Source organism: Anaerobutyricum hallii (assembly GCF_900209925.1).
GTDB lineage: Bacteria > Bacillota > Clostridia > Lachnospirales > Lachnospiraceae > Anaerobutyricum > Anaerobutyricum soehngenii.
Genome location: NZ_LT907978.1, coordinates 2,364,220 through 2,378,628 on the forward strand (window position 1 = coordinate 2,364,220; position 14,409 = coordinate 2,378,628).

10 protein-coding genes and 3 pseudogenes are annotated in these 14,409 nt (G+C 38.1%); 3 read left to right on the forward strand and 10 right to left on the reverse strand.

Annotated elements, in window-relative coordinates; translation table 11 throughout:
• Positions 1–46: 46 nt before the first annotated feature.
• The 5 genes from EHLA_RS10870 to dtd form a co-directional block, all read right to left on the reverse strand.
• Positions 47–469, reverse strand: a complete 423-nt coding sequence (locus tag EHLA_RS10870) for an aspartate carbamoyltransferase regulatory subunit (RefSeq protein WP_021906797.1) — start codon at positions 467–469, stop codon at positions 47–49.
• Positions 456–1,385 (reverse strand): aspartate carbamoyltransferase, encoded by a 930-nt coding sequence (gene pyrB / locus EHLA_RS10875; RefSeq protein WP_021906798.1) that lies wholly within the window; start codon positions 1,383–1,385, stop codon positions 456–458. The genes EHLA_RS10870 and pyrB overlap by 14 nt, the downstream gene beginning before the upstream one ends.
• A gap of 156 nt (positions 1,386–1,541) precedes the next feature.
• Positions 1,542–2,423 (reverse strand): DUF2156 domain-containing protein, encoded by an 882-nt coding sequence (locus EHLA_RS10880; RefSeq protein ID WP_021906799.1) that lies wholly within the window; start codon positions 2,421–2,423, stop codon positions 1,542–1,544.
• A gap of 211 nt (positions 2,424–2,634) precedes the next feature.
• Complete coding sequence (locus EHLA_RS10885; protein WP_096240841.1) at positions 2,635–3,843, reverse strand: NADP-dependent isocitrate dehydrogenase; 1,209 nt, start codon at positions 3,841–3,843, stop codon at positions 2,635–2,637.
• Positions 3,844–3,984: 141 nt separating this feature from the next.
• Complete coding sequence (gene dtd, locus EHLA_RS10890) at positions 3,985–4,431, reverse strand: D-aminoacyl-tRNA deacylase (RefSeq protein ID WP_096240842.1); 447 nt, start codon at positions 4,429–4,431, stop codon at positions 3,985–3,987.
• A gap of 701 nt (positions 4,432–5,132) precedes the next feature.
• Here dtd and EHLA_RS10895 point away from each other — a divergent pair.
• Complete coding sequence (locus tag EHLA_RS10895; RefSeq protein WP_096240843.1) at positions 5,133–6,980, forward strand: S8 family peptidase; 1,848 nt, start codon at positions 5,133–5,135, stop codon at positions 6,978–6,980.
• Positions 6,981–7,164: 184 nt separating this feature from the next.
• On the opposite strand, the pseudogene EHLA_RS10900 reads toward EHLA_RS10895, so the two are convergent.
• A pseudogene (locus EHLA_RS10900) lies at positions 7,165–8,706 on the reverse strand (biotin/lipoyl-containing protein); the annotation flags it as partial.
• Positions 8,707–8,799: 93 nt separating this feature from the next.
• Here EHLA_RS10900 and EHLA_RS16655 point away from each other — a divergent pair.
• Together EHLA_RS16655 and EHLA_RS10905 are read left to right on the forward strand one after the other, a co-directional pair.
• Positions 8,800–9,147: a transposase gene (locus EHLA_RS16655; protein WP_229097941.1), complete on the forward strand. Its 348-nt coding sequence runs from the start codon at positions 8,800–8,802 to the stop codon at positions 9,145–9,147.
• Positions 9,137–9,955 carry an IS3 family transposase gene (locus EHLA_RS10905; protein WP_242970720.1) on the forward strand — a complete coding sequence of 273 codons (819 nt, stop codon included), beginning with the start codon at positions 9,137–9,139 and terminating at the stop codon, positions 9,953–9,955. Before EHLA_RS16655 ends, EHLA_RS10905 begins: the two co-directional genes overlap by 11 nt.
• Before the next feature lie 115 nt (positions 9,956–10,070).
• Here EHLA_RS10905 and EHLA_RS10910 read toward each other — a convergent pair.
• The 4 genes and pseudogenes from EHLA_RS10910 to dapA all read right to left on the reverse strand — a co-directional run.
• Positions 10,071–11,822: pseudogene (locus EHLA_RS10910) on the reverse strand (biotin carboxylase N-terminal domain-containing protein); the annotation flags it as partial.
• Between the two features lie 490 nt (positions 11,823–12,312).
• A pseudogene (locus EHLA_RS16660) lies at positions 12,313–12,399 on the reverse strand (IS200/IS605 family transposase); the annotation flags it as partial.
• Positions 12,400–12,721: 322 nt separating this feature from the next.
• Positions 12,722–13,483, reverse strand: coding sequence for a 4-hydroxy-tetrahydrodipicolinate reductase (dapB, locus tag EHLA_RS10920; RefSeq protein WP_096240844.1), 762 nt, complete (start codon positions 13,481–13,483; stop codon positions 12,722–12,724).
• Between the two features lie 27 nt (positions 13,484–13,510).
• Positions 13,511–14,398, reverse strand: a complete 888-nt coding sequence (gene dapA / locus EHLA_RS10925; RefSeq protein ID WP_096240845.1) for a 4-hydroxy-tetrahydrodipicolinate synthase — start codon at positions 14,396–14,398, stop codon at positions 13,511–13,513.
• Positions 14,399–14,409: the final 11 nt, after the last annotated feature.

The window sequence follows — 14,409 nt, forward strand, 5'->3', positions numbered from 1 at the left end:
AGAGGCCGCACATTCTTGCGCGACCTCTCCTTTAGATTCTTCTAAATTAATATTCACTTTTTTTAGATTCACAGTAAGCACAGCGATATATTCTGTTCTCTCTGTCTGTCAACTTAAACACCTGCTCTAAATCCTGCTCTACCGATGTGATACATCTTGGATTTTTACAACGAACAATATTCACAATTCTTTCTGGCAATTCAAGATGCTTCTTTTCTACGATCTTTCCATCTCTGATATAACATACCGTAATATCTGGATCAATATACCCTAAAACATCCAAATTCAAATCCATATTATCTGCAATCTTAATAATATCTTTCTTTCCCATCTTGCTGCTAGAAGCATTCTTAATAATCGCTACACTGCAGTCTAAATCATCTAACCCAAGATATTTGTAAATCTGCATACTCTTTCCTGCTTTAATATGATCAAGAACAATTCCACTCTGAATACTATCTATCTTCATCTGCGCTTACCCCCAATAACGTCATAATCAATGCCATTCTAACATACTTTCCGTACAATGCCTGTTTAAAATAACATGCACGTGGGTCATCATCTACTTTCGTAGAGATTTCATTCACACGTGGCAGCGGATGCATGATACAAAGATCTTTCTTCGCATCTACTAACTTACGCTCATCTAAAATAAAGCTGTCTTTCAAACGAATGTAATCTGCCTCGTTAAAGAATCTTTCCTTTTGCACTCTGGTCATATAAAGAATATCTAATTCCGGCATAACCTCTTCCATTGTTCTTACGTTTTTATATTTGATGTTTTTCTTTTCAAAAACATCTTTGATAATATAATCCGGCAGACATAATTCTTCCGGTGAAATCATAATAAAATTGATATTCTCATAGCGAGACATCGCTTTAATTAATGAATGTACCGTACGACCGAACTTTAAGTCTCCACACATTCCAATCGTCAGATTATTAAGCCGTCCTTTTTCTCTTCTTATAGTCATAAGATCTGTTAATGTCTGTGTTGGATGGTTATGCCCTCCATCACCAGCATTAATGATTGGCACTGTAACCTTTCTTGTTGCTGCATATGGCGCACCTTCTTTTGGATGACGCATCGCAATAATATCTGCATAACCGGATACAACTCTTACTGTATCAGAAACACTCTCTCCTTTTGTTGCAGAAGAAGAATTGGCAGAAGAAAAACCAAGTACATTACCGCCAAGCTCCATCATGGCAGCTTCAAAACTAAGTCGAGTTCTTGTACTTGGTTCAAAAAATAAAGTCGCTAACTTCTTATGCTTACAAACTTCCTGATACTTCTCCTTATGAAGAATAATATCATCAGCTAAATCTAATAAATGTTCAATCTCTTTTACAGATAAATCCATCGGATCTATTAAATGTCTCATAATGACCTCCTTCGTTATGACCAGCTCCCTTGCCAGTTAATTTTTTTAACTATATCCTTTAATTCTCTTCCTGTCAAGGGAACTCTTTTGCATTTTTCTTTTCCGTCCCATTCACAACGGAATTACACTTCGCTTTCGGCTATTACTCCCATACTTTTAAATTCGTTTTGCAAAACCTTTTTCTACAAGAAACTCCGGATGATAAGACAACTTTGCCTTTCTAAGTCCCGGCTCTCCTACATCATCTTCCCTGTTTACATACTTTAATCCACCAGATTCATGAATCAAAAACTGCTGGTTAATCACCGCATAGGCTCCTGGCACTTCTGAAAATGCTTTTTCAATATGGACAACTAATGTATCCTCATTAATCTGTTCTCCTAACGCAAATGCTACAACTTCACCATTTGCACGAAGCAGACCACCCTTCAAGCCAAGAAATTCCCTTTTTCGTAATGCATTTTCTGACACGCAGGCTTCCGCATGTTTTTCTATATTACCCGGCTCACAGTTTTTTTCTTTCCACTTATATAACATGGCAAGGCAATCATCTATATTCTCTTCTGTTATTTTTTCATAAACCCAGTCATACGTCTTGGTAAATTTATTCACATGATTCTTTTTGCCATGGAACTTCTTTCCCTTTAAGCCAATTAATTTTTCACATTCATAAATATAATCTGCACTGTCCCTGTCAAATTCTATCTCAAACTTTCCGGGCATATGTTCTTCAAGCCACGCTTCATTTTCTCTATATACACAGTGCAGTTTCAAAACTTCTTCATTTGCTTTGCAGTGTTCCTCCAATGCAAGCAGTGCCTTTCCAGGATCTGCATCCCCTATCGGAAAACTATAACTGCTTCCTTCTTCAGTTGTTCGAAAAATCAACATATCTTCACACACTGTATATTCCAGTAAATAAAAGTCTTTCCAAAGATATACGGCTGCAAAAGACATATCACAGCTACGTGAATTTGCCTTCTTCATATATCGATCGATAACTGCTTTATCGCTCGCCTTTACAGGCTGAAACTCCATAATCTACCTCTTTTCCAAAAAATTATCTCTATTATTTATTCACAGCACAAAACCATGGTATCCTTTCGTAATGTTCATTGTAACACTCTAAAACTAATTTACAAAAAACAGCACATTGCTTATTTTGTTCATGTTTTTTTGTATACCATATGCTAAGGATTCCATGGTTTTATATTTGCATCTTATTATATATAACGCATTTTTCTGTAAATTACAACATTTTTTCTAACGTCGCACGAATTGCCTTGATAAAGTCTTCGCTATTTACAGTCGTAACATTATCTAAAGTTGTGATCAGCGCAAGGTCTTTTGTCATTGTACCACCTTCAATCGTATCGATCGTTGCTTTTTCAAGCTTATCTGCAAATGATACTAACTCATCAATTCCGTCTAACTTACCACGCTTTCTAATAGCTCCTGACCATGCAAAAATAGTTGCTACAGAGTTTGTAGAAGTTTCTTCACCCTTTAAATGTTTATAATAATGTCTCTGTACTGTACCATGTGCTGCTTCGTACTCTGTTGTTCCATCCGGTGCAACAAGTACAGAAGTCATCATAGCAAGAGAACCAAATGCAGTTGCAACCATATCACTCATAACGTCTCCGTCATAGTTTTTACATGCCCAGATATATCCACCTTCGGAACGAATAACTCTGGCAACCGCATCATCAATTAAAGTATAGAAATACTCAATACCGGCTTCCTCAAACTTCTCTTTATAATCTGCATCATAAATATCCTGGAAAATATCTTTAAATGTATGATCATACTTTTTAGAAATCGTATCCTTTGTCGCAAACCATAAATCCTGATGTGTCTCTAATGCATAATTAAAACAAGATCTTGCAAAACTATCAATTGAACCATTCAGATTGTGCATTCCCTGCACAATGCCCGGACCATCAAACTCATGGATCAATTCTCTTGTCTCTGTTCCATCCTCTGCCGTATAAACAATTTCTGCCTTTCCCTTTCCAGGAATCTTCATTTCAGAAGCTTTATATACATCTCCATAAGCATGTCTTGCAATTGTGATTGGCTTCTTCCATGTCTTCACCGTTGGCTCAATTCCTTTTACAACAATCGGTGCACGAAATACTGTACCATCTAAAATTGCACGAATCGTTCCATTCGGACTCTTATACATCTCTTTTAAATCATACTCTTTTACGCGGGCTGCATTCGGAGTAATCGTAGCACACTTAACTGCTACACCGTACTTCTTTGCTGCTAATGCGGAATCTACAGTAACCTGATCTCCTGTCTCATCTCTGTACTCAAGACCAAGATCATAATATTCTGTCTTTAAATCAATAAAAGGAAGAAGAAGTTCATCTTTAATCATCTTCCATAAAATTCGGGTCATCTCGTCTCCATCCATCTCAACTAATGGAGTAGTCATCTTAATCTTATCCATCGTATGTCTCCCTTCTATTTCACTTAACGTATTCCTATTCTGCTTATTTAAAAATAGGAAATTATTCTTCAAAACCTGCTATCCGTTATTATATAGTAAAGCGCATATAAAATGCAAGTTTTTTCCGACAATAATTCATATTTATAACTCTTTACTGTCTAAAACTATCGTAAACGGACCATCATTCAAAAGTTCCACTTTCATATTTGCTCCAAAAACACCATGCTCCACTTTCGAAACCTTTTCCTTGCATACCCGTATAAACTCTTCATACATCTCTTCCGCTTTCTGCGGATTTCCCGCCTTTACAAAGCTTGGTCGTCTTCCCTTTTTACAATCTGCAAGCAAGGTAAACTGAGAAACTACTAAAAGTCCCCCTCCCACATCCTGAAGGGAAAGGTTTGTCTTTCCTGCATCATCCTTAAAAATACGTAGCTCTGTTACCTTCTTTACAATCTTATCAAGATCGGTCTGCTCATCTTCCTCAGCCACACCAAGAAAAACCAATAATCCCTTATCAATCTGTCCTGCAACTTCTCCTTCCACACGAACTGTCGCATGAGAAACTACCTGTAATACTGCTTTCATAACTTTCATCCATCCTTTATCAAATTCACTCCAACTATAACACATTTTACTATTTAATTCATTAGAGAAAACAAACGAAAAAAGAAATAATACTATATCCCATCTGCTCTGTAGTCGCTGTGTTTAAGATGCTTATCCGCATCTTAAACACGCTCCGAAGCCGCATCTGGGATACGGGTATTATTTCTTTTTTCTGTGTTTTGGCTCCAGAAGGAATGAGTGCAATAGTCTTTGGGAGGGATAAGGGGAAGAGGTCAGAAAGGTTCCTGCTTACTCGGAAGATGTGCGCCCTGCCGGAGGCTATATCAGTAGAGGAGTCAATCCCCATCTGATATGAATATTAAAGAAATCGCCTTTATATTTATCGTATACAATGGTAGCTGGCGATATCATCTTATCATCATGACAGCATAGCGGAGACAGTATCAGAATAAGCCACAATCTTCCGACTTCTCCCCCTTCTTTTCCCCAAAAAGACTATTGCATTCATTCCTTCTGGAGCCAAAACACAGAAAATAAAAAGAATAGACCATAACAAATGTAATGTGAGAACAAGTAAAAATGCCGAACAGGCATTTTCTACGCAGTGATATCTTTACATTTGTTATGGTCTATTCTTTTTATTTTCGTCTGTTTCTTCTAAATGAATTAAATAGTTACTTAATGAATATATTTTGGTAAAGATTTAAAGTGAGTTCATTATGCTTTCTATTACTGAAATAGAACCTATAAACCAGAAATTAAATCCTGCGCTTGCGCTCTCGCTTTCTTTAGATGATACCAAACGAATGGAAAGTCCCTGGCTTCGGTCTGGTTTTTCCCCCGATATAAATACATGGAAGCTGATTCTTTTTTATAATGGTTCTCTTGAAGAAATACAGAAAGAAATTCCTTTTTCTTTTATTCCTTTACTCGGTAATTTTGCCATTCTTTTTATTCAAGAGAAGTATCTTCCTGCTTTTTTAGCTTATCCTCAGGTTCTTTATGTTGAACTTTCCCGTCCGATTTATGAAAATGCTCTTACCGGTATCGCTTCTTCTTGTTTACCTGATTACAATATTATTACCGGAAGAAATGTTAATGAAACGACTCTTACCGGCAAAGGGACTGTTATTGCTATTCTTGATTCTGGGGTGGATTATACACACCCTGATTTTAGAAATACTGACGGAAGCACACGTATTTTGGCTTACTGGGATCAAAGTCTGCCTTTTATTCACAATCATTTTTCTATAAATAATCCTTATAATCTAGGAATTATTTTTTCAGAAGAAGATTTAAATCAACTGCTTACAGGCGCAAATAATTTTTCATTTTTTGATTCTTCCACCCCGACTGCACTTGGGTCTGCTTCTGAGTCACTTTCTCCTTCAGAAGATAGTTCCGGTCATGGTACTCACATTGCTGGTATCTGTGCCGGAAATGGCAGAGTCAGTAATGGAAAGAATCAGGGAGTTGCTCCTGAAAGTTCTCTGATTGTTGTAAAATTAAAAAACGATGCTTCTTCTGTTTATAGCGACTACGCTAATCTTATGATGGCTGTTGATTTTGCTGTTCGCTTTACGAATTCCCTTTTTCTGCCGTTAAGTATCAATATCAGTTATGGTTCAAATGATGGTTCTCATACCGGGAACAGTCTTTTAGAACTTTTTATGGAACAGGTTTCTTTTTATGGCAAAAACATCATTTCTGTTGCTACAGGAAACGAAGGGCGCACAAGAAGACACGCTTCTTTAAATATTGGGTCTTCTTTAACCAAAAGCTCCTATAAGAAATCCCTCTCTTTTACTATAGCTCCCGGTGAGCGCAGTCTTTATCTGGAAATATGGCAGGTCTTTGCAGATGATTTTTCTTATGAACTTCTCGCTCCTTCTGGCTCACAAAGTTTTACCTTTCCTGCTACGCCCGGTATCTACACTTATATGATTGCGGATACAACCATTTATCTTACTATTAACAACCCCACACCCTATCAGCCATTTCGACAATATTTTCTTTCTTTTAGTCCAAATACTTCCTTTATTCCTTCTGGTACTTGGACATTACGGATCACATCCATTCCAACAGGAAAAATTGTTGATGGGCGGCTGCAATTCTGGTTGCCCTCAAAAGATGCTACGAATTCCGCTACAGGCTTTACAACACCTTCTTCTGACATGACTTTCACGATTCCTTCTACGGCATCTTCCGTAATCAGTGTCAGCGGCTACGACAGCAGCCTTGATATATTTGCCTCCTTTTCTGGCCAGGGTTTTTCTAATACTATGTATACAAAACCTGATCTTTGTGCCCCTGCAGTAAATATATTAAGCACCGCTCCCGGAGGGGGATATACTATACAAACCGGAACATCTATGGCATCGCCTTTTGTTGCCGGAGCCGCTGCACTTTTAATGCAATATGGCATTGTACAAGGCAATGACCCTTTTCTTTATGGTGAAAAACTAAAGGCATACCTTTGGAAAAGCGCAAGAGCTTTACCCGCCTTTTCTGAATATCCTAATGAAAAAATCGGCTGGGGAGCTTTATGTGTAAAAAATACTTTTTAACCTTAATGTCATTTTTTATATTTTTTACAATTATAAAATTATAATAATTATAGTAAAAAATAACCCCAACCGCTAATTTCAACGATTGCGGCTGAGGTTATTTTTGCACATCGAAAACTTTAAGAAGGATATTTTGTATTATTTTTGTATTATTATTGATTGTTGCTTTTCATCAATCGTAAAATCATTCTTTAATATGAAATGATACAAGTAAATCATCCTGATGTACACTGTCCCCTGACTCAACATAAATCTTGTCTACTGTTCCGTTTACCGTAGATACTACCGTTGTTTCCATCTTCATCGCCTCAATTGTCATAAGCGGCATATTCTTTGTTACTACATCGCCTTCTTTAACAAGAACCTTATCAACGGTTCCTGGAATAGAGGAACCAAGATGCTGTGGATTATTTTTATCTGCTTTCAAGCGGCGGTCTGTCTTAATTTCAAGATTATGATCCTGAATCTTCACAGTACGAATAGAACCATTTACCTGAAAACTTAATGTTCGGATTCCATTTTCGTCCGGGTCGCTCTGTTCAAGATATTTGATCAGAAGCTCTTTTCCTTCACCAATCTTTAAGTATGTTTCTTCTCCTTTTCTCAAGCCATAGAAATACACATGACTTTCTAATCTTGTCACATCATTATACATTTCAAAATGTTCGCAGTAGTCTTCATACACTTTTGGATATAATGCATAACTGATTGCTTTTTGCGCCATAACTTCTTCTGATTTATCCTCATAATGGTATTTTTCAATGAGGTGCTTTTTGATACCTTCCAAATCTTCTGGCGGTAACAATTTACCTGGACGTTCTGTAAGCGATTCAATATCTTTTAACACAATTTTCTGTAATTCTTTCGGAAATCCACCATAAGGCTGTCCCATCATTCCCTGAAAATAAGAAACAACGGAATCCGGATAAGACAAACTAGCTCCGGCAGTTAAAATATTATCCTTATTCAGATTATTTTTATACATGAAAATTGCAAGATCACCTACCGCCTTTGAAGTAGGAGTTACTTTTACAATATTACCAAGTAAATCATTCGCTTCTTTATAAAGCCCTTTGATCGCCTCAAATTCTTCCGGAGATCCCATTTCGGTAACCTGCGCAAGAAGATTAGAATATTGTCCACCTGGGATCTCATATTTATAAATCTCCGTATTCGGAGACTTCATATCACTTTCAAATGGTGCATACACACTTCTAATTCGATTATAATATCTGCTCAGTTCTGACAACTCTTCAAAATCAAGCCCTGTATCTCTCTTTGTTCCACGAAGCGCTTCTACAACCGCATTCATGGATGGCTGACTTGTCATCGATGACATAGATTCAATCGCTAAGTCAACGATGTCCACTCCTGCCTCCGCTGCCATGAGCACTGTACTCACACCGTTACCTGTAGAATCATGTGTATGTAAATGTAATGGTACATGAAGTTCTTTTTTCAATGTGCCTACAAGTTCTTTAGCCGCTCTAGGTTTTAAAAGTGCCGCCATATCTTTAATAGCAATGGAATGACATCCGAGTTTTTCTAATTCAAGAGCCATTTTTACATAATAATCAAGTGTATATTTTGTCTCATTTGGATTGCTGACATCTCCTGTATAACAAATAGTTCCCTCAACAATTTTACCTGTTTTCAGCGCTTCTTCTATTGGCATCTTCATATTTTCTACCCAGTTTAAACTGTCAAAAATACGGAAAACATCAATACTATAATGGTCTCATAAATTAAGACACTTTTTCGGACAGTTTTTAATGAATCTGATATACTTAAACCAGTATGAAAGAAAGGATCCATTATCATGTCCAGACAAAGAAGAAATTTTAATGCCAAATTCAAATCAGACCTTGTAATTGAGCTGCTTAAGGGTGAGAAAGATCTCAATACCCTTGCAACTGAAAATAACATCCAACCAAATCTGCTCCGCAACTGGAAAAAAGAGTTCTTGAACAATGCTTCGGTTGTGTTCGACGACAAGCGTGAGGAAAACCTCAAAGAAAAGCTTGCCGAAGAGCGTAAGGAGAAAGCGGAGTATGCCAAAAAGGTTGGTCAGTTAACCATGCAGGTTGACTGGCTCAAAAAAAAATCTGAAGAAATTTGTGGACCTGACTACGAGAGTAAGTTTAGTCCAAAACCTTTTGACGACTAAGGAAATTCCGGCTTCTGTTGGCGCCAGGTTGCTTGACATCAACCGTACAAGCATTCATTACAAGGGTGCCCCTATTTCAGATGAGGAACTGGCCTGCAAAGAGATCATTGATCATCTCCATACAGATAATCCCACTTGGGGCGCAAGACAAATGTCTGCACAGTTAAAAACCCGTGGTTACCAGGTTGGACGCCGCAAGGCAAGACGCTACATGAATGAGATGGATATTTACCCGATTTATCCAAAGATGAATCTTTCCAAGCGAATGCAGCAGGCGAAAGTATGTCCATATCTTCTTCGTAATGCGGTCATAGACAAACCAAATCAGGCATGGTCTATTGACATTACATATATTCCGATCAAGCGCGGATTTCTGTATCTGACAGCCGTGATCGACTGGTATAGCCGTTGTATTGTCGGCTGGGAAGTGGATGACACACTTGATACCAGAATGGTTATCAGTGCCCTGAAAAAAGCTTTCAAAGTGGCAAAACCTCAGATCTTGAATTCAGATCAGGGTTGTCAGTTTACAAGTCAGCAATACATTGACTTTGTAAAGGAAAACGGTATCCGCCAGAGTATGGATGGAAAAAGCCGCTGGGCAGACAACATCATGATTGAGCGCTGGTTCCGCAGCTTCAAGTATGAGGAAGCCTATCTGACACAGTACAACAACATCAGGGAAGCAAGGGCTGCTATCAGACAGTATATCCACACCTACAACTTTGAGCGACGCCATTCTGCACTTGATTACCAAACACCGGCTGAATGCTACTATCCGGCAATGTTGATGCCATATGTAGCTTAGCATATATTGGATCTGGGGAGTGCTCCACTGTTCTCTCCATGTTCCTTGTAACTTGTCCACCATATCAGTTCATTATAAAAATCTTAGATTTTTGTCTTGACAACTGAGCCACTATATCATAGGTAGCACCACCCCATGCTTCCACAGAAAATGCATTCTTCATAAACGCGTTTGTCGCATAAGCCGCACCACACAGATCCTTACTTCTCATACGAGTTGCCATCAGTGACTGCTGCGCATCTCGCATTGTAGTATCTGTCACATAAAGCTTATCTTCTTTTAAAATCTTCTGCATAAATCCCTGTGCACCCAATTTTAAAAATTCATCCCTCGCTCCATAAACTGGTTTGCTTTTGTCAAGCTTCGGAAGAACTCTGTTCTCATAAAATGTTTTTTCTCCATTATTTGAATTTACGATGCGATCCCCAATAAATTCAATAATCTTATTCGCACGATTCTGACTCTTAGTAAGTTCAAAAAGTTCCGGTGTTTCCTCAATAAACGTTGTATAACACTGTCCACTTTGAAATGTTGGATGATTTAACACATTCACAAGAAATGGAATATTCGTTTTTACTCCACGAATACGCATTTCCTGTAACGCTCTGATAGACTTTCTTACCGCTCCAAGAAAAGTTCTGTCATGAGAGATTGCTTTTACAAGAAGGCTGTCATAATATGGAGAAATCACTGCTCCTGTATATGCATTGCCTCCATCAAGACGGATGCCATTACCAGAACCCGAACGATATACTGTAATTTCTCCTGTATCCGGAAGGAAATTATTGGCTGGATCTTCTGTCGTCACACGAGTCTGTATAGAATATCCTGTACATACTACGTTTTCCTGAGACGGAATCGCAATCTCTTCTGAATCTAAAGGATAACCTTCCGCAATAAGAATCTGTGTCTGTACGATATCGATATCCGTAACCATCTCACTTACTGTATGCTCTACCTGAATTCGAGGATTCATCTCAATAAAATATGGATGATTATCTGCATCTACTAAAAATTCCAACGTACCGGCATTACGATAGCCTACTGTTTTCGCCAATCGTATAGATGCATCAAAGATTTCCTGACGTACTGTTTCTGGTATGGAAAATGCCGGTGCATACTCTACTACCTTTTGATGTCTTCTCTGAACAGAACAATCTCTGTCATAAAGATGTACTACATTCCCATAATTGTCTCCGATAATCTGCACCTCGATATGCTTTGGGCCTCTTAAATACTTTTCAATGAAGATCATATCGTCACCGAAAGCCTTCTTCGATTCATTCTTCGCTTCGTTAAATTCTTTCTCTAAATCCTCTTCCTGATTTACAATTCGCATACCGCGTCCGCCACCGCCATTGCTCGCTTTAAGCATAACTGGATAACCAACCTGCGCTGCAATTTTTTTCGCTTCATCTACTTCCTTAATTGCATAATCCACACCGGGAATAATTGGAACATTCGCTTCAATAGCAATCTTTTTAGAAGAAATCTTATCTCCCATCGCATTCATAATATTGCTGCCCGGTCCAATAAATACGATTCCATTTCTCTCACATGCATCTGCAAAGTCCGGATTTTCTGAAAGAAAGCCATATCCCGGATGAATCGCATCTACTCCTGTAGAAAGTGCGATCTTAATAATCGTATCAATATCAAGATATGCATCAATCGGCCCCTTCTGAGGATTTAACGGATAGGACTCATCCGCCTTAGAACGAAACATTGCATAACGGTCTTCTTTCGAATAAATACTAACCGTTGTAATCCCAAGCTCACTTAACGCTCTGAAAATACGAATCGCAATCTCCCCACGATTCGCAACAAGGACTTTTCTAAACTTCTTTACACTTACCTTTTTTGACATAACCCTAACCCTCCTATTTGCATGCGAGTTCTCACTTACAGTTCTTTTCTACACCATATTGTTTCGCTTACCAGTTGTATTTTGATTTCAAACGTAATTATTTATCTTTTTTTTGAAATCAAAACTTTTGCGTTAGAGTATATTATATACTTTCATTTCTGTCAATAGCACAACAAAAAAGTCCGCTCACTTCACAAAAAAATCCTGATTTGTAGATTTAATGTAGACGAAAAAAGAAAAAAATAATATATCCCATCTGCTCTGTAGTCGCTGTATTTAATATGCCTGTCCGCATCTTAAATACGCTCCCAAGCCACATCTGGGATATATTTTTTTTCTTTTTTCTGACTATTCTAAATCTACAGTTGAGCAACGTGGAATGTACCAGAAGGATATGACTTTCCGGGAAATTAATTTCTAAAAGACTGACATTTAAATTGTTCTATGTTGCTGAATCACATTAAGGTTTCTAAAGAAAAGAGAATTTTTATTTGCATAGCGTAGATAATATTTCCCTTACATCATTACTCAATTTTCCATACAGTACCTTTTTTCTATACTTCGGAATAAATATTATATCGCATACTCCACGTTTCCACTTACTCTATTCTCCCCAGCATAGTTGAGGGATTAGGCTTTTCATTCAAATGGAAAACTCCAGAAGAAATGCGTCAATCCTTTAGGCTTTAATTTCCTGAGAATCCATAACCTTCTGGAAAATCCCCTTTCTCATCAACTGTGGATTTATAGTAGTCAGAAAAAAGAAAAAATACCATATCCCAGATGCGGCTTGGGAGCGTGTTTAAGATGCGGGTGAGCATCTTAAACACAGCGACTACAGAGCAGCTGGGATATGGTATTTTTTCTTTTTTCGTCTACATTAAATCTACAAATCAGGATTATTTAGCTGCAATCACATCTTGCATGTCATATAAACCTGCTGGTTTATCTGCCAGATATACTGCTGCTTCCACCGCTCCTTTTCCAAATACAGCTCTAGAATATGCGGTATGTTTAAATTCAATTACTTCATCCGTTCCTGCAAAGATAATCTCATGTTCACCTACGATGGTTCCTCCACGAACTGCAGAAATTCCAATCTCATCTGCTGGACGTGGCATTCTTCTATCACTTCTGTCAAATACATAATTATACTTGCCATCCGCTGCTTCATTGATAGAATCAGCAAAAGCTAATGCTGTTCCTGAAGGTGCATCTAACTTTCTTCGATGATGTTTCTCTACGATATCAATATCAAAGCCTGCTTCTCCAAGAATCTTTGTTGCAGTCTTTACCATCTCTAACAATGTGTTTACACCAAGTGACATATTGGCAGAACGAAGAACCGCTGTCTGCTTGCTGGCCTCTTCAAGATGTGCGAGCTGTTCTTCTGAGAGACCTGTTGTACATTCTACTAAAGGAATCTTCTTTGCTGCTGCGTAATCAAGTACACCATCTACTGCTACTGCTGCAGAGAAATCAATGATAACATCTACATCTACATCACACGCATCTAAGGATGCAAATACAGGAAAATCCTTCTGGTCACCTGGACATGGGTCAATTCCCGCTGCCACAGTGACATTTTCCATATCTTTTATTAAATTACAGATGACATGACCCATATAGCCATTACATCCGTACATCATTACTTTAACCATCTTATGTTCATTCCTCCGAATATGTCCTTATTTTAAAATTCCAGTCTCGATCATAGCCTTTTTCAGACGTTCTGTGTGAGCAGGCTCTAACTGTGTCAGAGGAAGTCTCACGTTACCGCCATAGAATCCCATTAATTCTAAGGCTTTCTTTACAGGGATTGGATTCACTTCACAGAAGAGGGAATGAATCAGTTCAAGATATTTAATCTGTAATTCACGACTCTTTTCTACGTTACCTGCAAAATATTCTGCACAGATGTTATGTGTATCTTCCGGTGCTACGTTAGAAAGAACAGAGATAACACCCTTTCCACCGATAGAAAGCATCGGAACAATCATATCATCATTACCGGAATACATATCAATATCACCCTGCGTATCATACATAATCTGTGCAGCCATAGCGATATCTCCTGTTGCTTCCTTTACGCCAACAATATTATCTACATCTTTTACCAGCTTTGCGATTGTAGAAGACTCTAACTTACAGCCAGTTCTGCTTGGTACATTATAAAGAATAATTGGCAAATCTGTATGTTTTGCAATATCTGTATAATGAGCGATCAGACCATTCTGGGTTGCCTTATTATAATAAGGTGTTACTACAAGAGCTGCATCTGCTCCTGCATTCTGTGCCTGCTTTGTAAGGTAGGAAGCCGTATCTGTACAATTAGAACCTGTTCCTGCAATGACAGGGATTCTCTTGTTTACACGATTTACGCAGTAGCGAATCGCTGCAATATGTTCCTCATGACTTAAAGTAGATGCCTCTCCTGAAGTTCCGCATACGATAATCGCATCGGTCTTATTCTCTACCTGAAAATCTATAAACTTTCCAAAACTTTCATAATCAATATTGTAATTTTCATCAAATGGAGTTGCAATCGCAACACCTGCTCCTGTAAAAACAGCCATCCTTATCCTTC

Excerpts from the sequence above, each read along its gene's own strand:
- EHLA_RS10870 (WP_021906797.1), bottom strand. The coding sequence starts at position 469 with ATGAAGATAGATAGTATTCAGAGTGGAATTGTTCTTGATCATATTAAA.
- pyrB (WP_021906798.1), bottom strand. The coding sequence starts at position 1,385 with ATGAGACATTTAATAGATCCGATGGATTTATCTGTAAAAGAGATTGAA.
- EHLA_RS10880 (WP_021906799.1), bottom strand. The coding sequence starts at position 2,423 with ATGGAGTTTCAGCCTGTAAAGGCGAGCGATAAAGCAGTTATCGATCGA.
- EHLA_RS10885 (WP_096240841.1), bottom strand. The coding sequence starts at position 3,843 with ATGGATAAGATTAAGATGACTACTCCATTAGTTGAGATGGATGGAGAC.
- dtd (WP_096240842.1), bottom strand. The coding sequence starts at position 4,431 with ATGAAAGCAGTATTACAGGTAGTTTCTCATGCGACAGTTCGTGTGGAA.
- EHLA_RS10895 (WP_096240843.1), top strand. The coding sequence starts at position 5,133 with ATGCTTTCTATTACTGAAATAGAACCTATAAACCAGAAATTAAATCCT.
- EHLA_RS16655 (WP_229097941.1), top strand. The coding sequence starts at position 8,800 with ATGTCCAGACAAAGAAGAAATTTTAATGCCAAATTCAAATCAGACCTT.
- dapB (WP_096240844.1), bottom strand. The coding sequence starts at position 13,483 with ATGGTTAAAGTAATGATGTACGGATGTAATGGCTATATGGGTCATGTC.
- dapA (WP_096240845.1), bottom strand. The coding sequence starts at position 14,398 with ATGGCTGTTTTTACAGGAGCAGGTGTTGCGATTGCAACTCCATTTGAT.